The sequence below is a fragment of the Parapedobacter pyrenivorans genome, assembly GCF_014636865.1.
Lineage (GTDB): Bacteria > Bacteroidota > Bacteroidia > Sphingobacteriales > Sphingobacteriaceae > Parapedobacter > Parapedobacter pyrenivorans.
Map to the genome: position 1 here is coordinate 391,264 of NZ_BMER01000005.1, position 23,629 is coordinate 414,892.

Annotated in this window: 25 protein-coding genes and 1 riboswitch; of the genes, 9 read left to right on the forward strand and 16 right to left on the reverse strand. The window is 47.9% G+C overall.

Annotated features, from left to right (window positions below; all coding sequences use genetic code 11):
* Positions 1 to 153: 153 nt before the first annotated feature.
* On the forward strand, positions 154 to 735 hold the full coding sequence (locus IEV98_RS20800) for a phosphatase PAP2 family protein (protein ID WP_188507958.1): 582 nt from the start codon (positions 154 to 156) through the stop codon (positions 733 to 735).
* A 24-nt stretch (positions 736 to 759) separates the two neighbouring features.
* Here the strand turns inward: IEV98_RS20800 and IEV98_RS20805 are convergent, their stop codons facing one another.
* Complete coding sequence (locus tag IEV98_RS20805) at positions 760 to 1,935, reverse strand: amidohydrolase family protein (RefSeq protein WP_188507959.1); 1,176 nt, start codon at positions 1,933 to 1,935, stop codon at positions 760 to 762.
* Positions 1,936 to 2,154: 219 nt separating this feature from the next.
* On the opposite strand from IEV98_RS20805, the gene rlmN reads away from it, so the two are divergent.
* Positions 2,155 to 3,219 (forward strand): dual-specificity RNA methyltransferase RlmN, encoded by a 1,065-nt coding sequence (gene rlmN / locus IEV98_RS20810; RefSeq protein WP_188508054.1) that lies wholly within the window; start codon positions 2,155 to 2,157, stop codon positions 3,217 to 3,219.
* A gap of 6 nt (positions 3,220 to 3,225) precedes the next feature.
* Positions 3,226 to 3,921, forward strand: a complete 696-nt coding sequence (locus IEV98_RS20815) for a ComF family protein (RefSeq protein WP_188507960.1) — start codon at positions 3,226 to 3,228, stop codon at positions 3,919 to 3,921.
* Between the two features lie 140 nt (positions 3,922 to 4,061).
* On the opposite strand, the gene IEV98_RS20820 is transcribed toward IEV98_RS20815, so the two are convergent.
* Both IEV98_RS20820 and gcvH read right to left on the reverse strand, forming a co-directional pair.
* Positions 4,062 to 4,463, reverse strand: coding sequence for a VanZ family protein (locus IEV98_RS20820; RefSeq protein ID WP_188507961.1), 402 nt, complete (start codon positions 4,461 to 4,463; stop codon positions 4,062 to 4,064).
* A 21-nt stretch (positions 4,464 to 4,484) separates the two neighbouring features.
* Positions 4,485 to 4,865, reverse strand: a complete 381-nt coding sequence (gene gcvH, locus IEV98_RS20825) for a glycine cleavage system protein GcvH (RefSeq protein ID WP_188507962.1) — start codon at positions 4,863 to 4,865, stop codon at positions 4,485 to 4,487.
* A 142-nt stretch (positions 4,866 to 5,007) separates the two neighbouring features.
* Here gcvH and IEV98_RS20830 point away from each other — a divergent pair, with 142 nt between their 5' ends.
* Entirely contained in the window at positions 5,008 to 6,204 is a 1,197-nt protein-coding gene (locus tag IEV98_RS20830) for an anhydro-N-acetylmuramic acid kinase (protein WP_188507963.1), read from the forward strand.
* A gap of 3 nt (positions 6,205 to 6,207) precedes the next feature.
* Here IEV98_RS20830 and IEV98_RS20835 read toward each other — a convergent pair whose 3' ends face one another.
* Genes IEV98_RS20835 through IEV98_RS20850 form a run of 4 tightly spaced genes read right to left on the reverse strand, consistent with a single transcriptional unit; the run spans position 6,208 to position 8,877 of the window.
* Positions 6,208 to 6,882, reverse strand: coding sequence for a DUF2461 domain-containing protein (locus IEV98_RS20835; RefSeq protein ID WP_229738887.1), 675 nt, complete (start codon positions 6,880 to 6,882; stop codon positions 6,208 to 6,210).
* 20 nt (positions 6,883 to 6,902) lie between these two features.
* Complete coding sequence (locus IEV98_RS20840; RefSeq protein WP_188507964.1) at positions 6,903 to 7,703, reverse strand: phosphatidate cytidylyltransferase; 801 nt, start codon at positions 7,701 to 7,703, stop codon at positions 6,903 to 6,905.
* Positions 7,704 to 7,709: 6 nt separating this feature from the next.
* The gene (locus IEV98_RS20845) at positions 7,710 to 7,928 is read right to left on the reverse strand and encodes a putative signal transducing protein (RefSeq protein WP_188507965.1); all 219 of its coding nucleotides are present in this window, start codon (positions 7,926 to 7,928) and stop codon (positions 7,710 to 7,712) included.
* Complete coding sequence (locus IEV98_RS20850) at positions 7,909 to 8,877, reverse strand: CPBP family intramembrane glutamic endopeptidase (protein WP_188507966.1); 969 nt, start codon at positions 8,875 to 8,877, stop codon at positions 7,909 to 7,911. The genes IEV98_RS20845 and IEV98_RS20850 overlap by 20 nt, the downstream gene beginning before the upstream one ends.
* Before the next feature lie 159 nt (positions 8,878 to 9,036).
* On the opposite strand from IEV98_RS20850, the gene IEV98_RS20855 reads away from it, so the two are divergent.
* Both IEV98_RS20855 and IEV98_RS20860 read left to right on the forward strand, forming a co-directional pair.
* Positions 9,037 to 10,236: a pepsin/retropepsin-like aspartic protease family protein gene (locus IEV98_RS20855; protein ID WP_188507967.1), complete on the forward strand. Its 1,200-nt coding sequence runs from the start codon at positions 9,037 to 9,039 to the stop codon at positions 10,234 to 10,236.
* 54 nt (positions 10,237 to 10,290) lie between these two features.
* Positions 10,291 to 11,343, forward strand: a complete 1,053-nt coding sequence (locus IEV98_RS20860; protein WP_188507968.1) for a DUF2157 domain-containing protein — start codon at positions 10,291 to 10,293, stop codon at positions 11,341 to 11,343.
* Between the two features lie 13 nt (positions 11,344 to 11,356).
* Here IEV98_RS20860 and IEV98_RS20865 read toward each other — a convergent pair whose 3' ends face one another.
* From IEV98_RS20865 to mqnB, 6 genes are all read right to left on the reverse strand, one after another.
* Entirely contained in the window at positions 11,357 to 11,887 is a 531-nt protein-coding gene (locus IEV98_RS20865) for a YceI family protein (RefSeq protein ID WP_188507969.1), read from the reverse strand.
* A gap of 144 nt (positions 11,888 to 12,031) precedes the next feature.
* Positions 12,032 to 12,448 (reverse strand): OsmC family protein, encoded by a 417-nt coding sequence (locus IEV98_RS20870; RefSeq protein WP_188507970.1) that lies wholly within the window; start codon positions 12,446 to 12,448, stop codon positions 12,032 to 12,034.
* A 7-nt stretch (positions 12,449 to 12,455) separates the two neighbouring features.
* Positions 12,456 to 13,622, reverse strand: a complete 1,167-nt coding sequence (locus tag IEV98_RS20875) for a trans-sulfuration enzyme family protein (RefSeq protein WP_188507971.1) — start codon at positions 13,620 to 13,622, stop codon at positions 12,456 to 12,458.
* A 64-nt stretch (positions 13,623 to 13,686) separates the two neighbouring features.
* Positions 13,687 to 14,121 (reverse strand): DoxX family protein, encoded by a 435-nt coding sequence (locus IEV98_RS20880; protein ID WP_188507972.1) that lies wholly within the window; start codon positions 14,119 to 14,121, stop codon positions 13,687 to 13,689.
* Positions 14,122 to 14,250: 129 nt separating this feature from the next.
* Positions 14,251 to 15,237 (reverse strand): pyruvate dehydrogenase complex E1 component subunit beta, encoded by a 987-nt coding sequence (locus IEV98_RS20885; protein ID WP_188507973.1) that lies wholly within the window; start codon positions 15,235 to 15,237, stop codon positions 14,251 to 14,253.
* A 108-nt stretch (positions 15,238 to 15,345) separates the two neighbouring features.
* Positions 15,346 to 15,954, reverse strand: coding sequence for a futalosine hydrolase (mqnB, locus tag IEV98_RS20890; protein ID WP_188507974.1), 609 nt, complete (start codon positions 15,952 to 15,954; stop codon positions 15,346 to 15,348).
* A gap of 47 nt (positions 15,955 to 16,001) precedes the next feature.
* Between mqnB and lpxK the strand changes: the two genes are divergently transcribed.
* The 3 genes from lpxK (at position 16,002) to IEV98_RS20905 (ending at position 18,121) form a co-directional block, all read left to right on the forward strand.
* Positions 16,002 to 17,063, forward strand: coding sequence for a tetraacyldisaccharide 4'-kinase (gene lpxK, locus IEV98_RS20895; RefSeq protein ID WP_188507975.1), 1,062 nt, complete (start codon positions 16,002 to 16,004; stop codon positions 17,061 to 17,063).
* Between the two features lie 56 nt (positions 17,064 to 17,119).
* A complete protein-coding gene (locus IEV98_RS20900) occupies positions 17,120 to 17,656 on the forward strand; it encodes a 5' nucleotidase, NT5C type (protein WP_229738888.1) in 537 nt (178 codons plus the stop codon).
* Between the two features lie 63 nt (positions 17,657 to 17,719).
* Complete coding sequence (locus IEV98_RS20905; protein WP_188507976.1) at positions 17,720 to 18,121, forward strand: DUF4890 domain-containing protein; 402 nt, start codon at positions 17,720 to 17,722, stop codon at positions 18,119 to 18,121.
* Positions 18,122 to 18,198: 77 nt separating this feature from the next.
* Here the strand turns inward: IEV98_RS20905 and dnaA are convergent, their stop codons facing one another.
* The 3 genes from dnaA to gcvP all read right to left on the reverse strand — a co-directional run bounded on the left by dnaA (position 18,199) and on the right by gcvP (position 23,442).
* Positions 18,199 to 19,626 (reverse strand): chromosomal replication initiator protein DnaA, encoded by a 1,428-nt coding sequence (dnaA, locus tag IEV98_RS20910; protein WP_188507977.1) that lies wholly within the window; start codon positions 19,624 to 19,626, stop codon positions 18,199 to 18,201.
* A gap of 210 nt (positions 19,627 to 19,836) precedes the next feature.
* The gene (locus IEV98_RS20915; protein WP_188507978.1) at positions 19,837 to 20,223 is read right to left on the reverse strand and encodes a transmembrane 220 family protein; all 387 of its coding nucleotides are present in this window, start codon (positions 20,221 to 20,223) and stop codon (positions 19,837 to 19,839) included.
* A 178-nt stretch (positions 20,224 to 20,401) separates the two neighbouring features.
* A riboswitch (TPP riboswitch) is annotated at positions 20,402 to 20,498 on the forward strand.
* A gap of 64 nt (positions 20,499 to 20,562) precedes the next feature.
* The gene (gene gcvP / locus IEV98_RS20920) at positions 20,563 to 23,442 is read right to left on the reverse strand and encodes an aminomethyl-transferring glycine dehydrogenase (RefSeq protein WP_188507979.1); all 2,880 of its coding nucleotides are present in this window, start codon (positions 23,440 to 23,442) and stop codon (positions 20,563 to 20,565) included.
* Positions 23,443 to 23,629: the final 187 nt, after the last annotated feature.

Consider the following 23,629-nt stretch of genomic DNA (forward strand, 5'->3'; position numbering starts at 1 on the left):
ACCTGGATAGTGTTGGTTTCTCAAAATTTATCAAATGGGAAAGTTACATTGCCTACGTCCGAAAGTTTGGTTAACTTCGCAGGGGAATGCTGTATTACTGGTAAGGACATATACCTTGGTATAATTCAGTATCTTTTATCCAATGGTATACGCTTGAAGACAACGATAGCAAAATTCATCTCCACAATTGGTCATCCGTTTCTGACCGTTCCGCTGTTTGTTGTTTTTTTACTCTTTAGCGTTGAATCGACACAACAGGCCATTTACCTCTCCTTATTGATTATCGGTGGCATTTTCCTGCCGATCGGCGTGAGAACGATCTGGGGGGTGCGCAATGGTAAGTATACTAACCTGGATGTTTCTGACCAAGCCCAGCGGCAGAAATGGTTTGTCGCTACGACGATATTGCTGTTTGTAGTTACCATCATTATCTGGGCAACCAATCAAGATAGGACATTAAGACTTGCGGTTTTGTGTGCCTTGTTGTTGCTGTTGACAGCCCAGGTGGTAAATCGGCGAATAAAGGCGTCAATGCACCTCGCTTTTCATGCATTCCTGGGCTTTTTGATCCTCTATTTCAATTGGATGGGCGGGGTCCTTTTCTTGTTGTTTTCACCCTTATTAGCGTGGTCAAGGATACACCTCAAACGTCATGTATGGAAAGAGGTCGTGGTAGGCATGGTATTAGGCACAGTGCTGGGGCTGGCGTTTTGGCTGTTAAGCTACTATCCGTAACGCCGGTACCAACTCCCTTCGAACCTAAACTAGTCTGACTACCTCCGTATCTGGCGTAAGTGCTAATCCCTGGGTGTGCGTCAACAAGTTTAGCCCGGGAGACTTGCCTGTTTCAAGCGATCCATACTTATCGGCGATGCCAAGGAAACGTGCTCCATTGATGGTAGCCCATTTGATGGTTTCGGTAAGGGAGAGGTCCGGGAAATGCTGATGAACGGTTTTGAGTTCGGATAAAATACACAGTCGATCATTGGAGGCCAGGCTGTCCGTTCCCAAGGTGATGTCGTGACGATAATGAATAAAGTTTTTTAGTTTTGGCAGGATGCCCTCGATGTACAGGTTGGCGTTAGGGCAGAAGCACCAAGTGACATTTCTGCCTTGGCGCTCGATGAAGAAAATATCCTTGGACGATGTATAGGTATTATGCACAAGCAACACAGGGGTGTCAAGCGATAAGTAGGGCATGAACGTTTGCAGGGAATTTCTTGCCTGTGCTTTGAAATCGGTGATGTCCTTGCCTAAAGCCTTGTAAAAATCGAGGAATTGACCGGTCTTGTATCGGAACAATTGGTTTTCGGCTTCGCTTTCTTGATTATGTATGCTGAGTGGCTTTTTCCGCTGAAAGGATTCTTCGTTTAGTAGTTTAAAAAGCTCTTTTGAGACGGAATAAGGTGCATGTGCAGTGATGGACGGAGATTCGTTGCCAAATTCGTTAGCGATGCCGATGGCGGCAGTTAACTTTTGGCTGGCCAACTCAGGTTCGAATCCCAGAACCTCTACAAAAGTATGATAGTATATCTTGCTTGCTGCTTTCACGGCCGCTGATACGCTGGTGTTCGCATGGTCCCCTACCGCCACAATACCATTATCATAAAGCTGTTTGTCTGCTGCTTTCATGGCGTTTGTGATTTGCAGCTCGTCGGTAGTCCGCAGTGACATAACCTGTTGCAGAAACGGGATCAATCCTGTGTGTTTAGGAATGACACCTTTCATATGGGAAAGCTCAAGGTGGCAATGTGCGTTTACAAATCCGGGTGTGATAATGCCGTGATGTTTGGCGATGGCTTTGCCGGAAACCATCGGGTTATCGGGGGTGTAGATACCGCGAATGATGCCATCCTCTGAAATCTCAACAATTCCATCCTTGATGGCTTTTCCAGTACTCGGCAATACATAATCTGCCGAAAAAAAAGTATTCATAATCGTATTGGTTTCATGTTTGGTTGTTAATTAAAGGGAAGTATTGCTGTTCATAAGCAGCGCGACACATGGACGTAACGTTGATACCGGTAAATACATATAGCGTCATTCAGGCTAGGTTTAATTAGAAGAACACACAATTGCAAATATGTGTTTTTTTTGGTGTTTAACCAAATACTTAAGGAAAATACCTTTGAAAAAAAGGTGTATCTTTGTGGCGTGTTTGCAGTTAAGTCGAAAATTGACATTCGGAAGCTGACGCTTGAACAACTACGTGATCATATGGTCGCAATGGGTCAACAAGCGTTTCGGGCTAAGCAAATCTATGAGTGGATTTGGCAAAAATCGTGCACGGATTTTGATGAAATGAGTAATCTCAGCAAGCCTTTGCGGGATGCCCTTAAGCAAACTTTTGTCATCAATGCCGTGAAGGTGCGGCGGGCACAGCGTAGCGCGGATAACACCATAAAAAGCAGTTTTGTGCTCCATGATGATAACATCATTGAGGGGGTACTGATCCCGGCGCCCGATCGCATGACCGCTTGCGTGAGTTCGCAGGTGGGCTGCAGCCTTACCTGCAAGTTTTGCGCCACGGGTTATATGGATCGCAAACGGAACCTGCAGGCCGATGAGATATATGATCAGGTAGTGCTCATTGGAAAACAAGCTCAGGAAAATTATGGCGTGCCCCTTACGAATATCGTTTACATGGGAATGGGGGAACCGCTGCTTAATTATGCCAATGTATTGGCCTCGATAGCGCGTATTACGGCCGCCGATGGATTGAATATGGCATCTAAACGCATCACAGTGTCCACGGCAGGCATAGCCAAGATGATCAAAAAACTGGGCGATGATCAAGTCCGGTTTAACCTGGCATTGTCATTGCACGCGGCCAATGACCGCAAACGCAATGAAATCATGCCCATCAACGAGCAAAATTCACTGCGCGCGCTGGCTGATGCACTGAAATATTACTATGCAAAAACCAAAAACGCGGTTACCTATGAATACATCGTGTTCAATGGATTCAATGATGAGCTTACCGATGCGCAGGAGCTGGTCGCATTTTGCAAACATCTGCCCTGCAAGGTAAATATCATTGAGTACAACCCCATCGCTTTTGCTGATTTTGAGAACGCCCAGGAAGATAAAATTGAACAATTCGCCGATTTCCTCCGGCAAAAGGGAATCATTACCAATATCCGCAGAAGCCGGGGAAAAGATATTGATGCGGCATGCGGGCAGTTGGCCATTAAGGAAACAGTAGAATCGGCAACTTGATCCACTATGCTCGTCAAACGGTATCTAAACGATTTGGCCGCACTTTTTTTCCCGCAGACCTGTGTGGGGTGTGATACACCGCTGGTGTACGGCGAGCGACTAATCTGTACAACCTGTTGGTACCACTTGCCCTATACGCACGCGCACGAAGATGCACGGAACAGTGGTGCCAAGCACCTTTGGGGGCGGATTCACCTGGAAGCTGTTGCTTCTTACTGGTATTTTCGGGATTCTTCTCGCGTAAAACAGATTATCCATCATTTTAAGTATAAGGGACGGCCTGAAATAGGCGTGCTCATCGGCTCGAGGTATGGTGAGCTGCTCCGGAAGACAGCACCGTTCAATCAGGCAGCTGTTATTGTACCGGTTCCGCTTCATCCGAAAAGGCTACGGGAACGGGGTTACAACCAAAGCATTTTTTTTGCCGAGGGACTCTCTCATTCAATGGGATGCCCGGTAGCAGACCGGTGTATGGTGCGTACCAAAGCCACGGAAAGTCAAACGCATAAGAACCGCTATGAGCGGTATGAAAATATGCGGGAAACATTGGAAGTGCGGAATGCTGATGCCGTGGCTGGTAAACACGTTCTATTGGTGGATGATGTATTGACAACGGGCGCTACACTGGAAGCCTGTGCCAACGCATTAATGGTGGGCGGAGCGGCGAAGGTGAGTGCCGTCACCATTGCCAAAGCCTTGTAGTGCCGGACTATAGATCGGCGCTTTGGCGCTGCGATGGACTGGCGGGCATTTGCATCCCTTGCGGAAAATCCCGCAAGCGGATAGCGAAACGACAAGTACCAGGCTCATGATAAGCTGGATAATTCGATAGCTGATACCCTTCATTTTCTGATATGCTCGTTGGTGTTGGCATTGACACCGTAAGTGTTGTGCAAAAGAAGGTATGCAAACACGCCCATACCCGTGCCGACAGCGTCTGCGAAGAGATCCCATGCTTCGGCTGATCGGTAGGTGAATATTTTCCATTGCAAGTATTCGGTAAATAGCGCGAACAAAGAGGAAAACACGATGACTTTAATCGATATACCCCACGAAGGGGCTGATGTGCCAGACCTCCTGATTGCGCCATAGTAAAGCAATACCGTGAATACAAAGAAGAAACCAGCGTGTACCAGTTTATCAATCCCCGGAAATTTCGGGACGCTATCGGTAGCTGCTGAAGGCAGGCTGCATAGCACAAGTATGACTGCCGCCCATAGTAAAGCCCAAATGTAATGCTTCATAGTTCTTTGCTCGCTATTGAGCTATGCACCTACCTGTGCCTCGTAATCCGTTGCAGAAAGTAATCCTTCTACGTCTGCAGCGTTATTCAGTTTTACCCGCACTAACCATCCCTCGCCATACGGGTCTTGATTAACCAATTCCGGAGAGCTGTCTATTTTTTCGTTTACAGACAATACGGTGGCTGTTATAGGCATAAACAAGTCGGATACGGTTTTTACCGCTTCTACCGTGCCAAATACGTCGTCCTGCGAGACCTCGTCGCCGACAGTATTGATATCGATGAATACAATATCACCCAGCTCGCGCTGCGCAAAATCCGTGATGCCGATAATTGCTTCTTCGCCTTCTACACGGATCCATTCGTGATCTTTCGTGTACTTTAAATCTGCAGGGAATGTCATTTAAATCCGATTTACGTTACCTAATTCATTCATGTATACTTACCTGCCGGCATCCCATAACCAAACGCCATTGCAGGCCTGAAATTCTCCCCAAAAATAGGATTATAACCCGAAACGGCAAAATGCATATCTTTAGGGCATTATGAATGAATACGTTGAAAAACTGTATACCATTGCACGGCAGGATCATCGGTTGATTGTCGGTTTGATGTCCGGCACATCCTTAGACGGATTGGATATCGCACTCTGCCGCCTCGCGGGTAGTGGCCGCAATACGGTATTGGAGATGCTCCGGTTTGAAACGAGGGCCTATTCCCACACGTTCCGAAACAAAATCCGGAGTGTTTTCTCCAAGCGAACCATTGATCAGCAGCTACTTTGTGGGCTCCATGCACTGATTGGACAGGTTCATGGTACACTGGTCAATGAGACATTGGTTCAGTGGGGCGTATCCAATGCTGAAATTGACCTAATCGCCAGTCATGGGCAAACGGTTTTCCATGCTCCGCAATCACTGACGGGAAATTACGATTATCCGAATAGTACACTACAGATAGGCGATGGTGATCACCTGGCTGTTGCAACAGGCATTATCACCATCTCCGATTTCCGGCAAAAACACATTGCCGCAGGGGGGGAGGGTGCGCCATTGGCGGCTTATGGCGACTACTTGCTGTTTGCTAGTGAACAGGAAACGCGTGTACTGCTCAATATCGGTGGTATCGCCAACTTTACCTTCCTTCCGGCCATCGATAGTGGCCGTCCCTGTTTTGCAACGGATGTTGGACCAGGAAATACGCTGATGGACCAATACATGCAGGCAAAACTGGGGATGGAAATGGATCGCGATGCCCGTGTAGCGGCAACAGGCACGATTAGCGAGGTATTACTACGGGCGTTGCTTAACCATGATTTTTTTGCCTTACCTTTTCCCAAGACTACAGGACCGGAGCTGTTCAACCTGCAATACCTCGCTGATGCCCAGCAGGCTACCGGGACGGAAGGCTTAGCTGAAAATGATGTGATGGCTACGTTAAGTGCGTTTTCCGCATCGGCTATTGTTGCATCAATCCAGCGTGCTACGGGGCAATACGAAAACCTACAGGTTTATGTAAGCGGTGGCGGATTGCATAATCCCTTGCTGCTGGACAGGATAAGAGATGGCTTGGCCGGTGTCCGGGTATCTTCTTTTGATGAACTGGGTCTCTTACCCGATGCGAAGGAAGCAGCGCTCTTCGCGTTGTTGGCCAATGAAACCGTAGCTGGAAAAGCGGCCGATGCTTCGGCCGTTATGAATGCGCCAGCGGTATGCATGGGAAAAATTAGCTTTCCGAAATAGGGTTCAGTCCCCGCCAAGGGCTTCGTGTAGGAATAATTTAAAGCCGTACATCCTACGGAATGCATCGAGAACACGGTCTAATCCATCTGCATTCGACAGTTCGGCGTCTGACAACGGCTTAAAGACGGTGAAGCTTTTTAGTTTGAGCAATTCAATATAAGGATTGTCTTCGGTAAAGCCCGAAGAGGGCCTTTTCAACTTATCCTGCGTATCCAATTGACAATGTCCGCTGAATGCAGGATCATCCAAAAGTTCCAATAGACGGCCCCCGTTGTAGTCGATTTCTTGTCGGATGGCTGCCAGGTGTTCTTTTTCGGGGCGCCAATAGCCACCGGCTGCGAAGCTATTGCCCGGTTGGATATGTATGTAGTATTCCGGACCATTCAGCTTACGGCCGGCGGTGGAGATTCCGGCGCCCAGCCATGTTTTGTAGGGTGTTTTGTCTTTGCTGAAACGCGTATCCCGGTAGATTCGGAAAACACATTTTGATACCGGAATATCTTCGGAAATGTATCGATCGGATTGGGCAAGGCCCTTGATCAATCCTTCGGTAAAGTCTTTGATGTTTTGCCAGGCGCGGTCATATGCTTCCCGGTGTTCCTGAAACCAGTCTCTATCATTATTTTCCTTGATTGCTGTAAGGAAGCCAAAGGTGTCGGGATGTATGTTCAGCTGCATAGTTTGTGTTTGATAGTCAGTTAGAGTACGATTTTGAGAAAAGCCAGTACCGCCGGAGCGGCAAGTAATAACCCATCGAAGCGATCGAGCAACCCTCCATGGCCGGGTAATACCGCACCGGAATCCTTTACCTGCTGACTGCGCTTGAGCATGGATTCGACCAGGTCACCATACGTACCGAATATAGAGACAACTAATGCTACGCCGGCCCATTGCCAGTTGGTCAATACCGGGAAGTAGTGGGCTAATACCTGGGCCGTAATTACGGCAAGTAGCACGCCGCCTATCAGGCCTTCCCATGTTTTTTTTGGCGAAATACGCTCAAACAAGCGTCGCTTGCCAAAAAACCTCCCTATGAGGTAAGCACCCGTATCATTACCCCATAAGATGAGCATGAAGCCCAATGGGAAGCGGTAATCGTAAGTACCCGTTGTAAAGGATAATGCAAAAAAAGATACAAACGGTAAAATCACATACACGATGCCAAGCAAGGTATATGCAATACTGATAAATGGTTTGTTTTGTTTTTGGTAAAGTGGTGCTATAAATACCGCAGCTATGAAGGGTGTGGTAAACAGTAGATAATCTGAGGTGAGCAGCCCCAAGCTGTGCCCCACGAACAATCCGAACGCCAGAATCCCGAGTAGGAGTCCTAGAAGTCGGCTTGGCTGACCCGTCTCATCGGCGATGATCCGATAAAACTCGCTAAGACAAAAAGCGCTCAATAGGATAAAAAAAGCGGAAAATACGTAGACCCCCAATAACATGGAAGCTACCACAATAATGACAAAAAAGAGGGCTGTGATGGCTCGTACTCTCATGGTCGGCTAAGCTTCTTCATCACCGGTTTCCATTTCCGTTATCAAGCCTCGGGCAAAAACTGCCTCCGATTCATGGACATACAATTCCAGCTGCCCAAACCGGTAGGATGAATCTTGCTTATTGATGATTACCGAAACAACGCCGTGTTCTTCAAGCATTTGTTTACTGAGTTCCGCTTGTACAGGGTTGGCGGTGCTGAATATTTTAACCCAATGTTTTTCCATGGTGTCGTCTGTTTTCTGTCGCGGCTATCTTGTGGAACTGGTATAATAACATTGCCGTGAGCGCAAAACTAAGAAAATAAAGATAAGGAGGGATTTGATCCCCGAAGTCCATCTCATCCAACGATTTCCCCTGTCGTTGAAGATAGAAAGCGGATAGGGTAGCAGCGGCATTATTGACAAAGTGTGCCAATACGGGCAGCCAGATACTTTTGCCCCATAACAGGAGATAGCCGAATAGCGCGCCAAGCAACATGCGGGGTAAGAAGCCGTAAAATTGCAGGTGGATTGCACTGAAAATAAAAGCCGTGAGCCAAATGGCCACATGTGGATTTTTTAGCCAGCGGACTAAAATACCCTGCAGACAGCCCCGGAAAAGAAACTCCTCACCAATGGCGGGTATGACTGCAATCACCAGCAGGTTAACAAATAACCCCCAATAAGTAGCATCGGAAAGCAGTAAATTAGTCAATCTTTCGAGCTCTGCTTCCTTGGTTTTCATCCAAGCCTCCAAATTCGAAAGCGCTTCGGGGAGTACCAATTTTTCGTTGAGCTTGATGGCCTGTTCAAAAATAGGGGCTGCAAAAAACATGATGGCTACAACCATGAACCAGAGCAAAGGCGACGCGGGGGTACTGAAATCGAGATACGTATAACGCCGCTTTTCGATAATACCCAAAAGCAGGGCAGGCAAGACAAACATGCCGATGCTCGACCCCGCCTGAACGATTTTTATGAAATCGGTACTGGATGATGCGTTCCCCGCCAGCAGGCTTTCCAGGGCTCCGGTCTCTGAGAGATCTCCCGTCGCAACCAATCCAATGAATACGGAAATCATTCCGAACAAAATGGATCCAGCAAATACCAGAGCCAGCAAAAGGATTAAAGATGTAGCCGGATGGTTTGCCCCATGGCGTTGGAGGCCCTCCGGAAACGCATTGTGCTCGGTCATTGAATGCTTATTATTTCGGGGATGAAGATACGGATTGCCGCCGACACTCGGAAACGCACTCGGCGCTCATAGATGCAAAGTGGCCGGTTTTTTTAAGACGGCTCGTGTATCCAACAGAATAACCGTATATTTGATTAACACTAATTTAAAGGCGCTACCATGAAGGCCTTACCAATTATAATCGTGTTATCGGTGGCCGGCTTATTTTCGGCACAGCATGCAAATGCTCAGGAAGAGTATATTTCGCCTCCGTCCCAAACCCTTACCGTGGTACCCTTTTCACTTGCCGCAGAAAGCGTGGTACTCATAAAGGGTCTGCTTCTAGGCCATGCCGATACGCTCACGTTTATCTTGGATACTGGAAGTAGTGGCATTTCATTGGATTCAACTACTGCTAGCTTATTAAACCTAGAACCGGAAGAATCGGAAATTAATATCCGTGGGATCGCAGGTGTGCGGAAAGCCGAATTTCTATACAATAAAAAGTTAAAGCTGAACGAACTCGTCGTAGATAGCCTCAACTTTCACATCAATGATTATGAGTTTTTATCTTATGTCTATGGAACCCGGATTGATGGTGTGATTGGCTATTCACTGTTAAGTCGTTACATCCTGAAAGTAGATTATGATATAAATGAAATTGAGATTTGTTCGCAAGGACCCATCAAATACCCCCGGGGCGGGCACCTGCTTAGGCCGTTTATCCGCACGCTACCGGTGCACTCGGCAAGGATAAAAGACCATCGTAAGGTTACTTCCCGATTTCTTGTTGATATCGGAGCGGGGTTGTCACTGGTATTGTCGGAAGACTTTGAGCAAGATAGCTCGGTCGTGCGCAAGAAGCGTAAGCGATTTCCCGTAGAGGCCCACGGTGTGGGTGGAAAATTGAACATGGAAATGACATTGGTAAAGGATTTCCGATTGGGGCCCTACCGTTTCCGAAAGGTGCCGACGATGGTATTTGAGGATGAATTCAATGTGACCTCCTATCCCTATTTAGGGGGGATTATCGGCAATCAAATCCTGAAACGGTTCAACCTGATCATCAATTATGGAAGAAGAGAGATTTATATGAAGCCGAATTCGCTTTTTAGGGAACCGTTTGAATATTCGTATTCGGGGATGGAATTATATCACATTGACGGGTTGATTGTTATCGGTTCCGTCGTCGATGGGTCGCCTGCGGATACTGCTGGTCTCACGGCGGGCGATGTAGTGATTGCCATCGATAACAACGCCGGCCAGGATTTTACGCAGTATAAGAAAGCGTTGACATCTGCAAGGAAGCAGGTGAAGTTGATCATCCGGCGCGATGACGAATTGCTGGAAATCCGCCTGAAGCTGTTGAGCCTGTTATAGTGGAGCATTGCATGTCCGGATTATTGCTATCTTAGCCTTTGAAAAGCGCTTTTTGTGAAAAAACTAGACATTAGCAGGCAGGATAAAGAGGCATTGGATGACGCGATCAGTCATTGGCAGGAACAGGGCATGATCGACGAAGCGCTGGCCACGCGATTGGGCGAATCTTATGAGGTGAAGGGATTCGATTGGAAGCGGTTGGCACAATATGCATTCTGGATAGCACTTTCCTGTGTAATACTGGCGTTCCTTTCACTGTTTGCAGATGACATGGTACTTCGCTGGATTAAGCGGCTATACGACACGCCTGATACGGTGATCTGTATTTTTTGCCTGGTATTGGCCATCGTGTTTTATAGTTGGGGATTCCGGAACAAGCGCAATCATCCCGAAAAGACCTTCAGCAACGAAGCATTGATGACCTTGGGTGTTTTTGCGACAGCTGCGTTCATCGGTTACCTCGGCAAGATCATTGATAAGGGATCGGGGCACTTTTCGCTGCTGTTTCTTGCTTCCGTATTGATATACGGTATCTTGTCCGTGAAACTATCATCAAAGCTTATCTGGGTGTTCACGTTGGTTAGTTTTGGAATATGGTTCGCCACGGAGACGGCATATCACAGCAACTGGGGATTTCGTTTCTGGGGTATGAATTACCCATTACGGTTTACACTTTTCGGTGCGTTACTCACCGCCTTCGCACTGTTTTGGCAACATCACATTAAGCCAATCTCGCATTTCCGACAGCTCAGTTACCTGATCGGGCTCACTTACCTAATGGTTGCTTTGTGGCTGTTGTCCATTTTTGGCAATTACAGTGATATGGACAAATGGGCGCAGGTGCGCCAATGGCACATTTTCTATTGGGGATTATTATCCACTGCCGTGTCATTGGGATTTGCCTGGTATGGGCTAAAAAAGCATGACAATATAGCGAGGGAGTTCGGTATTGTCTTTTTGGTCATCAATATTTATACGCGATTTTTTGAATACCTGTGGGACAACGTCAATAGGGCCATTTTCTTCCTGTTACTGGCCGTGTCCTTTTGGTACATTGGTCGTTGGGCCGAACGGGTATGGCGTAAAAAGGATAAAATTAGGGGGTAATAACCCCCGTCAATTATTGTTTTACGAACTGAACGCTTGCCTGTAACTTCACGTCGTCGCTCACCACTACTGCCCCTGCTTCGGTAACCGCGCTCCACGTAAGGCCAAATTCCTTACGGCTTATTTTGCCTGTTACTTCGAAACCAGCTTTGAAATTGCCATAAGGGTCCGTAACCGTGCCGCCAAATTCCACATTAAACTTTACGGGTTTTGTGGTTTCGCCAATGGTCAAATCGCCAATTAATAGGAATTCATCATCTCCTTTTTCTTCAATGGATGTTGACTTAAACACGATTTGGGGATGTTGGGCGGCATTGAAGAAATCAGCCGATTTGAGGTGTTCATCGCGTTGCGACTGGTTGGTGTCGATGCTGGATGTATCAATGGTGAAATCGATTTTGCCGGTGCTGAAGTCATCTTCATTTTCCGTCACAACCGTTCCATCGAAGGAGCGAAAGTAACCGGTAACCGTAGTGATGACTAAATGTTTTACCTTGAATGCTACCTCTGAATGGGTAGGATCTAATTTCCATGTCGTTGCCATAATTTCTTTTCTATTTTGTTTGATGCAAAGATAGACACCGTTGTTTAAACACGCATTGAACTAGATTAAGTTCGTTACTTGGTAGAACAACTGAATGAAAGTCTGGTTTTATATGACGTCAGATTCCTTAATGATCTGGAAATATCAGCGGATCTGGATGTCGTAAGTGATGTCAATGCCCCCTGCGGCCAGCATGTCATGCACGGAGCAGTATTTCTTTACGGCAAGTTCCGCTGCCTTCTCGGCTTTCACCTGGTCTATAGCACCGCTGAGGGAGAACGAAATATGAATGGCCGTGAAAACCTGGGGAATATCCTCCCGTCGCTGGCCTTCCACATCGATTTTAATGTCATCGATTTGCTGGCGTTGTTTTTTGAGAATACTCACCAAGTCCAACGCACTGCACGAACCGAGCGCCATCAGTACCAATTCCATGGGGCGGGTACCCAGGCCCTCACCGCCGATGTTGGGGGAGCCATCAATGTGCACTTTTACATCCGTGGTATTGCTGGACCCTTCAAAATGGACGGCGTCGTTAACTCTGTTTAATGTTATTTTCATAATCTACCTAGCTGTTCGTTAATGCCTGTTCGAGGTCGCCGATGATATCGGTGATATCTTCGAGCCCTACGGATATCCTGATGCTACCTGGGCGTATACCCAGCTGTAGGCGTTCTTCCTCCGTCAGCTTGGAGTGGGTGGTGGAGGTAGGGTGTGTAGCGATACTACGGGAATCACCGAGGTTGGACGTAATACACATCATCTTCAGCGCATCGAGGAATCGCTTGGCTCGGTCATACCCCCCTTTAACGACAAACGTAACGACGCCGCCGCCTGCCTTCATCTGCTTTTTTGCAAGTGCGTATTGTGGATGCGAAGGAAGGAATGGATAGCGTACTTCCTCCACTTCTGGATGACGCTCCAGCACTTTAGCTACAGCCAATGCATTGCTGCAATGGCGATCCATCCTCAAACCCAGCGTTTCGAGGCTTTTGGAAAGTATCCATGCATTGAAGGGCGACAATGAAGGCCCCGTATGGCGGATAAAGAACATCAACTCGTCAATCAGCGCCTTCTTGCCCACAACGATTCCCCCCAGTACACGTCCTTGGCCATCCATGTACTTCGTTGCTGAGTGGCTGACGAGGTCAAACCCATATTCGATAGGCTTCTGCAGGTAGGGGGTTGCAAAACAATTATCAACATTGAGAATGATCTCGGGGTATTTTTCCTTGAATTTTCCCAACCATTCCAAATCCACCAATTCCAATCCGGGATTGGAGGGGGTTTCCAGAAAAATCATCCGTGTATTGGGTTGTATAGCACGTTCCCAGTCTTCAGGCTTGGAAGCGTCGACATAGGTGGTGGTGATGCCCCAGCGCGGCAACAACTTGGTGAAGAGCTGGTGGGTAGAGCCAAATACCGCTCGGCAAGAGACAATATGGTCTCCACTTTTGAGCAACGCCGCGAACGACGCAAAGACCGCTGCCATGCCTGAGGAAAAAGCTAATCCAGCCTCGGCGCCTTCCATGGCACAAACCTTATTGATGAATTCCGTGGTATTCGGATTAGAATATCGCGAGTACACATTTCCCTGCTCTTCTTCGGCAAATATGGCCCGGCTTTGTTCGGCATTGTCAAAAATAAAGCTGGATGTAAGGTAGAGGGGAGCCGCATGTTCCCGGTAGGAAGAGCGGTCGGCCTGTTCGCGGATGGCCTTTGTTTGTTCGTTCATGTCCAAAATAAGTCGAGCAAATTTAGCCAAAGTTGCGGGGAAATGCAAATGGGGAATGCCTTGTTTAGCCTTTCCTCGTGCGTAGCTGGTGATCCAGTGAATACGGCCCCGACCCCACAATAAAGAAAACCAGGAGCAAAATAAGCACCACAATGGATATCCATAACTCCGAATTGAGGACGGTAAGCCCCCGTGTGATGTTTACGAAAAAGACGGCGCCGAATAAAATGGGCAGTTGGAAGGCAACCGCCACACGGGTAACCAGGCCGATGGCAATGAGGATGCCGCCTACCAGATGAGAAAACGCAACATAGTGCACAGCCCCCCAAGTATAGATCCGGAGGTTACTTACTTCAATCAGCTGCCTCAGCGATTCCGTATCTGCGAGGAAGGTTCCTCCCTTGAGGAAAATGACAATACCTAAAACGATGCGAAGGAAATCTAACCAACGGGGATGGTGTGTGTCGCCCCAATACTCTATTTTTTCGATGAGATTCATAGAATTAACCTCCTTTCAGTTTACATTAGCAAACTTTACTAAGTCCGGAACAAATTCATAAACAAATAAGCCCACCCTTTGTTTGAAAGGCGGGCTTATTTGTTTATGAAAATTAACTATTTTGCCTGACTATTTCTTGACGTACATCACTTCCTTTACCGCTTTAACCACCCGTTCGACATTGGGTAACGCCACATTCAGGAGGGTAGGCGCATAGGGTAGGGGTACATCGGCGGCTGTGATGCGAACAACCGGTGCGTCTAGGTAATCAAAAGCGTCGCGTTGTACCTTATACGCAATCTCGGAAGAAATGGATGCCAATGGCCACGCTTCTTCCACGATTACTAACCGGTTTGTCTTTTTGACCGATTCGACAATCGCGTTGTAGTCGATCGGGCGTACCGTGCGTAGATTAATCAGTTCTACATCAATTCCTTCCTTAGTCAGTTCTTCCACAGCAGGCTGCACAACGCGGGGCAGCATTTTGCCGAATGTCACCACGGTAACATCGTTGCCCGTTTTCACGGTATGGGCCTTGCCCAGTTCGAGGTAATATTCTTCTTCGGGCACTTCGCCCTTATCGCCGTACATGACTTCAGACTCCATGAAAATCACCGGGTCCGGATCGATGATGGACTGCTTCAACAGGCCCTTCGCGTCATAAGGGTTGGCAGGAACCACCACCTTTAGCCCCGGTGTATTGGCATACCAATTCTCGAAGTTCTGGGAGTGCTGGGCGCCGAGCTGTCCCGCATTACCCGTAGGACCACGGAATACGATGGGGATGGGGAACTGACCGCCACTCATCGAATACATTTTGGCCGCGGAGTTAATAACCTGGTCGATGGCCACCAATGAAAAATTGAATGTCATGAACTCGATGATGGGTTTCAGCCCATTCATTGCAGCACCGATGCCAATACCGGCAAAACCAAGTTCGGCGATTGGGGTGTCAATGACCCGCTTTGGACCAAACTCATCCAGCATGCCCTGACTTACCTTGTATGCACCATTATACTCAGCAACTTCTTCACCCATCAAAAAGATCTTTTCGTCTTTGCGCATTTCCTCGCTAAGGGCTTCACGAAGCGCCTCTCTGAATTGTATTTCTCTCATCAGTTGTAAATCGTATCAAAAAATATTGCTCGCAAACCTACTATAAATAATTGATATTCTTGAGCTCGTGTCTGTCAAATTTTTGTGTTTTAACCATGTAAGGGCTATTCATTCAGGTGTAAAAGCCGCAAGCCAACGGTTCAGATTATCGATAGCCAATGGAAGTTGCCAATTTGCCTTGTTGCGTCGCTCCACATAATTCGAAATCGCACGCACTTGTATAACAGGTATCCCGAAATGATGGCCGGCATAGAAAACGGCCGCGCCTTCCATACTTTCCGTGTCGGGGTTCAGCCGTTTGACGACCTCATTAATGGTATCTTCATTGCCATGCACCGTGTTGACGGTAATCCCGCTACACTTGCGTAGACTATGAAGCATCGTATGCCGTTGATCACTGATGAAGGTACATTGGGCCAATCCCAATAGTTCGCTATTAACAAACTGATCTCCGTCTTCGACCCCCAGCTCCGAAAACGTGTCTTGAACCACACACACCACTTCACCCAGCGCGATTGATTTATCGAAGCTGCCGGCAATACCCACATTGAGCAGCAGGTCATAGCGAGCGGACGCCAGCCGTTGTCCTATCGCGAGGGCGGTCGCCACCATCCCTACGCCGGTAACCAGCGTGTCAATTCCTTGTCGCTGCTGCGGGGATAATCCAAGGAACGGTAGGATTTCTGCCTCGGTGGCTGCTACGACCAATATATCCATTTGCTTTTGGTGACGAATGTACGCAAAATGAATTACTTTTGCTGGGCATGGCTTACTTGAGGTTGCTGTTATTGCCGTTTTCGCTGGTATACGGTTTAGTTATATGGGTTCGTAATCGACTTTACGATTGGGGTTGGTTGCGGTCTACGGCATTTAACAAAGCGGTAATCGTCGTTGGCAACCTAGCGGTGGGCGGTACCGGAAAAAGCCCGATGACCGAATACCTTGTCCGGCTGCTTTCCGGGCATTATCAAGTGGCTACCTTGAGTCGTGGTTATGGGAGGAAGACACGGGGATTTTTGGTGGTAGGAAGCGATGATACAGCGGCCAAATGTGGTGACGAGCCGCTTCAGTTCAAACGCAAGTTTCCACAGATCACTGTGACGGTGGATGAAAACAGGGTTGAAGGCGTGGAGCGGCTGATTCAAGGTGGCCATGAGGCGATCGTGCTGGACGATGCCTACCAACATCGGGCGCTGCGTCCGGGATTTTCCATCCTGTTGTTTGACTTCAGTGCGATGAGTCGCCCAAAATGGCTGCTTCCGGCAGGCGATTACCGCGACGGCTTCGGTGAGCGTCGACGCGCCGACGTGATGGTGGTCACCAAAACGCCACATACGGCAACAGAAGCAGAAAAAGACGGTATCCGTCGAGCACTTTCCGTGGTGCATGGTGTGCCCATCTTTTTTTCGAGTATTGGTTATGGCTCGCTTGCACCCCTGCTGCAGCATGGCGGCACAGGTACGGCTTTGCTCGATAAGAGGTACTCCGTTTTGCTTTTGACGGGTATCGCCAATCCTAAACCGTTATATGATTATCTCCGTGCGCAAGTAGGTGAAGTCGTGCCACTTCGTTATGCCGACCACCATGCATATACCGTCGCTGATATTCGAAAAGTCATTAGCCGATTCAGCGAAATGAATAGTACCCATAAACTTATCGTCACTACCGAAAAAGACGCCCAGCGTTTATTGGCTCCAGCGCTTACGGAACTGTTGGTAGACCTACCGGTTTATATGTTGCCGATTCAAGCCGAATTTGATAGCCACGATGACGCTGCTTTGCGTGAGCTGATATTAAATTATTGTACCGGAGTTTTGGGGCATTAGTGTAAATGGTCATCCAGAGCATCAGGGTATGACGGATAAAAGTTATCTTTGCCAATATGATTAACAATGAAAAGCCGCGTCTGGCAATCGATATGGACGAGGTGCTGACAGATACCCTCCGCAAGTTTCTGACACTTTATAACCGCGACTATGGTATCGCTATGGATATTCATCAAGCCCCGGGCAAAGAGCTGCATGAGAACTTGCCAGAGGGAGTGAACGGACAATGGAAAATCTATGCAAACGAGAAGGGGTTCTTCAGGGATATCCCGCCGATGCCGGATGCCATCGAAACCGTAAAGGCGCTAAGCGCGCACTATAATGTCTATATTGTCTCCGCAGCCATGGAATTCAGGAACTCACTGGAGGATAAGTTCGATTGGTTGGGCGAGCATTTCCCTTTTATTCCTTGGACGAACATCCTGTTTACTGGCGATAAAATCATATCGGCGGACATCCTTATTGACGATCGGGTGAGAAACCTGGTACACTTCAATGGCCGGAAGCTGCTATTCACTTCACCCCATAATTTACTTGTCAATGAATACGAACGGGTAAACAACTGGAAGGAAGTAGCCGGATTGTTACTTTAAAAGACGTTAAACCCAAGCTGCTTTCTTTGGTCTTATTTGCGTATTGACTTAATTTTTAAGACCATGAAAAAAAACGTTTTAATGATGGCGGCGCTATTGCTAACAGTAGGGTTGTCTTTTGCACAGCAGCGGGGCCGGGGTTTCAGTAACCCGGAAGAAAATGCCAAACGGACGAGTGAACGATTGGAGAAGGAACTGGGGCTTTCCACAGCGCAAAAGGATTCGGTTTATGCCTATTCACTTGAGCAAAGCAAGGCGATGCGGCAGGTGTTTCAAGACAACGAGCATGGAGACCGGCAGCAGGTAATGGGCGAAATGCGCAAGCTCCGCGAGCAGACCGATCAAAAAATCCGATCGGTGCTGGATGATGGCCAAAAAGAGGCTTACGAAAAGTTGGTTGAAGAGCGGGCAAACCGCATGCGCCAAGGAGGTGGCCGCCGTGGCGGCGGTAGTGGCGGACAATAATGGGTTATCTCAGAACTAAAAAAGGCGGGACCATTTGTATAATGGTCCGCCTTTTTTAGTTCATATTGCTCTTGGCCTTAGCTTGCCTTTAGTTTTTTCTGTATATCTTGTACGTAGGCCTTAAATTTCTTGTCTGTTTCGATGAGATCCTCCACGGTTTGGCAGGCGTAAATAACCGTTGAGTGGTCTCTGCCACCAAAAAAAGCCCCAATGGATTTTAATGACGTTTTGGTGTGGTTCTTGGCCAGGTACATCGAAATCTGCCGGGCCTGCACGATTTCACGTTTTCTTAATTTCGATTTGACCATCTCCACCGGGACTTCGAAATAATCGCACACCAATTTCTGGATGTAATCCATGGAAATCTCCTTGTGTGTATTCTTGATGAAGTTCTTCAGCATGGACTTGGCCAGGTTGAGGTCGATTTCCTTTTTGTTGAGCGTAGCTTGTGCCAGCAAGGAAACCATTGCCCCTTCCAATTCGCGCACACTGTTATCTATTTGGTTGGCAACGTATTCGATGACATTATCCGGCAACTCGATGCCATCAGAATACATTTTCTTTTTGAGGATGGCCATGCGCGTCTCCAGATCAGGCACTTGCATATCTGCCGAAAGGCCCCATTTAAACCGGCTTAACAAACGTTCTTCCAATCCGGCCAAATCCTTGGGCGGTTTGTCTGAGGTGAGGATGATTTGCTTGCTGGATTGGTGCAGGTGATTGAAAATATGGAAAAAGATATCTTGTGTCCGTTCCTTCCCCGCAAAATTATGCACATCATCCATGATGATGACATCCATCGCCTGATAGAAATTGACAAAGTCGTTGATGGTGTTGTTTTTCAGGGAGTCCACAAATTGTTGGCAGAATTTCTCGCACGATACATAGATAACCAGTTTGTCTGGCAGGTTACGTTTGATTTCATTGCCTATCGCTTGCGCGAGGTGTGTTTTGCCAAGCCCAACACCGCCATAGATCATCAATGGATTGAACGAAGTGCCCCCGGGTTTGCTGGCAACCGCAAAGCCAGCCGAGCGTGCCAAACGATTACACTCCCCTTCGATGAAGTTATCAAATGTGTAATGCTGATTGAGCTGGGGGTCTACCTGCAATTTTTTAAGGCCGGGAATGACAAATGGGTTTTTGATGTCTTTATTCAACGCGACGGGAATGGGGATTGATTGTCTTTTTGCCTCCGCACCATTGCCGCTTGAAGGAATATTGGTCGTATATGGGTTACTCGTGGAAGATTTTTCGACGACGATATTGTATTCCAATCTACCGTTTTCTCCCAAGTGCTTTTTTATCGTTTTGCGCAGCAAGCCGACATAGTGTTCTTCCAGCCACTCGTAAAAAAACAAACTGGGTACCTGAATGGTCAAAACGTTACCTTCCAATCGTACGGCTTTAACGGGCTCGAACCAGGTCTTATAACTTTGTGCGGGAATATTATCTTTAATGATTTGCAGACAACTATTCCAGACACTCGTGCTCGTTTTTTCCATTCGTTAATTCTTAATAAGTTGATATCCAATAAATGACCGCGAAAATGTTGGTAACTTCTCCGTGAAACGAAGATGGCAAAAAAATATCAGCTAAAAAATTAAAAATCAAAATATCGAATACTCAGCTAATGGTCAATAACTTAAGTGAGTTTTCGTTTAAAATAAACCAGGTAGATATTGGGTCTCAAAAATTCTTAACATTGCGGCTCCTCACCGATTGATACCCCGCTTACGCCGCACCGCTACAAACCAGTCGACGGCCAATGCCGTAATCAATATCAACAGGCCTAACACCTCGCGGGTTTCCTCAATCCAGGGTTTGTCGGCTTTCATGGATTTTACCAGGTCTTTCGCTTCATGGTGAAGCGCCCAATCGAGCACGTTATGTTTGAAGACAAGGTAGTACACCACGAAGCCGAGGTAAACCACAATGCCCGATACATAGGCCCAAATGAGGTATCGACCGCGTGCGGCCATCAAACACGCCCAAGCGCCGTAGCCATACAATACGATCCAGAGAAGGGGGTCTACATCATTATATTGCAATGCGGCACTAATTACAAATAGGATAAAGAATACGATGTTAAATACTTTCATGGATGGTGGTATATAATAGGAGTCAAACTTAGATAAATTTGCTTTTATATGCAATATAACCACGTTGAATATAAAAGCGGATTTATCGATCTCTTCTCTGCCACTGAGAGGTAACTTTTATAGAGGAAATATATCATTTTTTTAAAACCATTCTTTGCCGCTGTTGTTTTTACTACTAAAGATGTGCCGGGAGTGCTTGAGTCTATCAGGCTGAGATTACATCCCCGAACCTGATCTGGATAATTCCAGCGAAGGAAAAGCACGATGTACGACGATGAGTTGTACAGTCCCCATTCCAGCTATGGCCGGAATGGGGTTTTTTCTGCAATGGCCTGCCGATTAGGCCTCTATTTCTTCATACGCACTTAGCGGCGGACATGCACAGATGAGTGTGCGGTCCCCTTGGGAATCATTAACCCGACCCACTGCCGGCCAGAATTTGTGGCTACGGACAAAAGGCAAGGGAAATGCGGCTTGGGACCGTGTGTAAGGTTTTTCCCATGTATCAGCGCTTACCATGGCTACGGTATGTGGTGCAGTTTTCAACAGATTGTCTGCCCGATCGGATAGCCCCTGTTCAATAGCGGCGATCTCTTCGCGAATAGCGATCATCGCGTCGCAAAAGCGATCCAATTCCGCTTTTGATTCCGATTCCGTAGGTTCTACCATCAAGGTGCCTGCTACCGGAAACGAAACGGTAGGCGCATGAAAACCATAATCCATAAGCCGTTTGGCGATGTCGCTTACTTCGATGCCAACAGATTTGAACGTGCGGCAATCCAAAATCAGCTCATGCGCACAGCGGCCATTCGCGCCAGCATACAATATAGGGTAATGGTTTTCCAGCCGTGTTTTGATGTAGTTGGCGTTCAGAATGGCGTATTTTGTAGCATTGGTAAGCCCTTCGGCACCCATCATGGCAATGTAGGCATGTGATATCAACAGGATCGACGCCGATCCCCAGGGAGCGGCCGACACAGCGTTGATCCCCTGCGGGCCGCTTACACTCACGATTTGATGGTTAGGTAGGAAAGGTACCAAATGCTTAGCAACACCAATCGGACCCATGCCTGGTCCTCCTCCGCCATGCGGGATACAGAATGTCTTATGGAGGTTGAGGTGACATACATCCGCGCCGATAAGTCCCGGACTGGTAAGGCCTACCTGTGCATTCATATTGGCCCCGTCCATATAAACCTGCCCACCATATTGATGGATGGTGCGACATATGTCAACGATGGGCTCTTCAAAGACACCGTGAGTAGACGGGTAGGTGACCATCAGCGCGGAAAGGTTCGCTGCATGGGTTTCTGCTTTTTCGTGGAGATCTGCCACATCGATATTGCCGCGTTCATCACATTTCACGACCACCACTTTCATGCCCGCCATACTGGCGGATGCCGGGTTGGTGCCGTGTGCGGACGCCGGTATAAGCACCACATCCCGATGCGTATCGCCCCGGCTTTCGTGGTAAGCGCGGATAACCATCAGCCCCGCATATTCGCCCTGCGCACCCGAATTGGGTTGGAAACTTACTTTGGTAAATCCCGTAATCTCACTCAACCAGCTGTCCAGTTCATTGATGACCTGCATATAACCACCCACCTGATCAATTGGCGCGAACGGATGCAGCCCCCCAAATTCGGGCCACGTCACCGGAATCATTTCCGTCGTTGCATTAAGTTTCATCGTACACGAACCCAGTGGAATCATGGAATGGCACAAAGAAAGGTCTTTGGCTTCCAACGATTTGATATACCGGAGCATTTCATGCTCGGAATGGTGGCTGTTGAATACCGGATGGGTTAGATAGGCCGATGTGCGCTGCAGGGCTTGTGGTACACAGGTAGCTATGGTGTCTGCAAGGGCTGCTAAATCCACATCATTGACCGTTTTGGCTTTAAGTTTCGCAAAGATACGAACTAGGGTCTCGATATCCTGGTAAGTGGTCGTTTCATCTATCGCGATAGCAGCGATCGTACCCTGATAATAAAGGTTCACATCGTTATTGAGCGCTTCGGCATGTAGTGGGCCAGCCAGTTCACCAAGCTCTACCCGCAGCGTATCGAAGTAGGTATCGTTGAGCTGGGCATAACCCAGTTGTTGTAATGCACGGTCCAGCAGCACAGTTAGGCCATGTATGCGCTCGCCGATTTGCCGTAAGCCCTTCGGTCCATGATATGCGGCATAAAACCCGGCCATGATGGCGAGGAGTGCCTGTGCAGTACAGATATTGGAAGAAGCCTTGTCACGGCGGATGTGCTGTTCGCGCGTCTGCAAGGCCATGCGTAGCGCATAGTCGCCATTTGAATCAATGGTGACGCCAATAATTCGGCCGGGGATGTTGCGTTTGTAGGCATCCTTAGTGGCAAAATACGCTGCGTGGGGGCCACCGAATCCCATGGGGACGCCAAAGCGTTGCGTGCTACCGACCACTACGTCAGCACCCCATTCGCCCGGAGCAGATAGCATAACCAAGCTCAATAAGTCGGCTACCGCACATACGGAGATATCGCGGGCATGTAGCTGCTCCACTAAGCTTTTATAATCAGCTATCGTACCATCTCCAGCGGGGTATTGCACCAATACGCCAAAAATGTCATCCGTGCTCGGGATATCGTGCAGGTCACCGATCAACAACTCGATACCATAAGACTGGGCCCTGGTGTGCAATACGTCCAACGTCTGCGGAAAAACGTTATCCGATACGAAATAGGTGTTGGCGGCTTTGTTCTTACGGAGCCCATATTGCATAAACATGGCTTCGGCGGCGGCTGTGGCTTCATCCAGCAGCGAGGCATTGGCGATTTCCATGCCGGTAAGGTCTATAACCATCGTCTGGAAGTTCAGCAATGCCTGCAATCGCCCTTGGGCGATCTCTGCCTGATAAGGCGTATATTGGGTATACCAGCCCGGATTTTCAAAAACATTGCGCTGGATAACGCCGGGAAGGATGACGTCGTAATACCCTTGTCCGATATACGATTTGAAGACCCGGTTTTTGTCGGCCACGGCTCGCATCCGTCGCAGATAAGCAGTTTCTCCCAAGGCTTGGGGCAGGCGCAAAGTACCCGCTGTCCTGATTTGTGCAGGCACTGTTTCATCGATCAACTGATCTAGGTTTTGGACACCGAGGGCGTCCAGCATTTCAGCAGCTTCATCCGCGCTTGGGCCGATGTGTCGCTCCTCGAATTTTTCTTGGAAATGTATTGTATTCATTCGGATATCTTACTACCGTGGTGCAGCCATGCTGCTTTGCAAGCAGCCGGTAAATTTTTCGGTGCAAAGGTACGGATTTTAACGTGCGAAATAAAGTGTGCAATACTTTTTGGAAACCGGTGATAAGTAGGGGTTTTGAAGCAAAATATTGATTATCTTTCTGCCCAATTGCGGCCACTACGGTTGC

What these genes read in the sequence shown, in the direction of transcription:
- gcvP (WP_188507979.1), bottom strand. Translation starts at nt 23,442, where the DNA reads ATGAATACAATACATTTCCAAGAAAAATTCGAGGAGCGACACATCGGC.
- IEV98_RS20840 (WP_188507964.1), bottom strand. Translation starts at nt 7,703, where the DNA reads ATGAGAGTACGAGCCATCACAGCCCTCTTTTTTGTCATTATTGTGGTA.
- IEV98_RS20885 (WP_188507973.1), bottom strand. Translation starts at nt 15,237, where the DNA reads ATGAGAGAAATACAATTCAGAGAGGCGCTTCGTGAAGCCCTTAGCGAG.
- IEV98_RS20815 (WP_188507960.1), top strand. Translation starts at nt 3,226, where the DNA reads ATGCTCGTCAAACGGTATCTAAACGATTTGGCCGCACTTTTTTTCCCG.
- IEV98_RS20850 (WP_188507966.1), bottom strand. Translation starts at nt 8,877, where the DNA reads ATGACCGAGCACAATGCGTTTCCGGAGGGCCTCCAACGCCATGGGGCA.
- IEV98_RS20855 (WP_188507967.1), top strand. Translation starts at nt 9,037, where the DNA reads ATGAAGGCCTTACCAATTATAATCGTGTTATCGGTGGCCGGCTTATTT.
- IEV98_RS20835 (WP_229738887.1), bottom strand. Translation starts at nt 6,882, where the DNA reads ATGCAGCTGAACATACATCCCGACACCTTTGGCTTCCTTACAGCAATC.
- dnaA (WP_188507977.1), bottom strand. Translation starts at nt 19,626, where the DNA reads ATGGAAAAAACGAGCACGAGTGTCTGGAATAGTTGTCTGCAAATCATT.
- mqnB (WP_188507974.1), bottom strand. Translation starts at nt 15,954, where the DNA reads ATGGATATATTGGTCGTAGCAGCCACCGAGGCAGAAATCCTACCGTTC.
- IEV98_RS20880 (WP_188507972.1), bottom strand. Translation starts at nt 14,121, where the DNA reads ATGAATCTCATCGAAAAAATAGAGTATTGGGGCGACACACACCATCCC.
- IEV98_RS20830 (WP_188507963.1), top strand. Translation starts at nt 5,008, where the DNA reads ATGAATGAATACGTTGAAAAACTGTATACCATTGCACGGCAGGATCAT.
- lpxK (WP_188507975.1), top strand. Translation starts at nt 16,002, where the DNA reads ATGGCTTACTTGAGGTTGCTGTTATTGCCGTTTTCGCTGGTATACGGT.
- IEV98_RS20870 (WP_188507970.1), bottom strand. Translation starts at nt 12,448, where the DNA reads ATGAAAATAACATTAAACAGAGTTAACGACGCCGTCCATTTTGAAGGG.
- IEV98_RS20820 (WP_188507961.1), bottom strand. Translation starts at nt 4,463, where the DNA reads ATGAAGCATTACATTTGGGCTTTACTATGGGCGGCAGTCATACTTGTG.
- gcvH (WP_188507962.1), bottom strand. Translation starts at nt 4,865, where the DNA reads ATGACATTCCCTGCAGATTTAAAGTACACGAAAGATCACGAATGGATC.
- IEV98_RS20845 (WP_188507965.1), bottom strand. Translation starts at nt 7,928, where the DNA reads ATGGAAAAACATTGGGTTAAAATATTCAGCACCGCCAACCCTGTACAA.
- IEV98_RS20915 (WP_188507978.1), bottom strand. Translation starts at nt 20,223, where the DNA reads ATGAAAGTATTTAACATCGTATTCTTTATCCTATTTGTAATTAGTGCC.
- IEV98_RS20865 (WP_188507969.1), bottom strand. Translation starts at nt 11,887, where the DNA reads ATGGCAACGACATGGAAATTAGATCCTACCCATTCAGAGGTAGCATTC.
- IEV98_RS20905 (WP_188507976.1), top strand. Translation starts at nt 17,720, where the DNA reads ATGAAAAAAAACGTTTTAATGATGGCGGCGCTATTGCTAACAGTAGGG.
- IEV98_RS20900 (WP_229738888.1), top strand. Translation starts at nt 17,120, where the DNA reads ATGATTAACAATGAAAAGCCGCGTCTGGCAATCGATATGGACGAGGTG.
- IEV98_RS20805 (WP_188507959.1), bottom strand. Translation starts at nt 1,935, where the DNA reads ATGAATACTTTTTTTTCGGCAGATTATGTATTGCCGAGTACTGGAAAA.
- IEV98_RS20875 (WP_188507971.1), bottom strand. Translation starts at nt 13,622, where the DNA reads ATGAACGAACAAACAAAGGCCATCCGCGAACAGGCCGACCGCTCTTCC.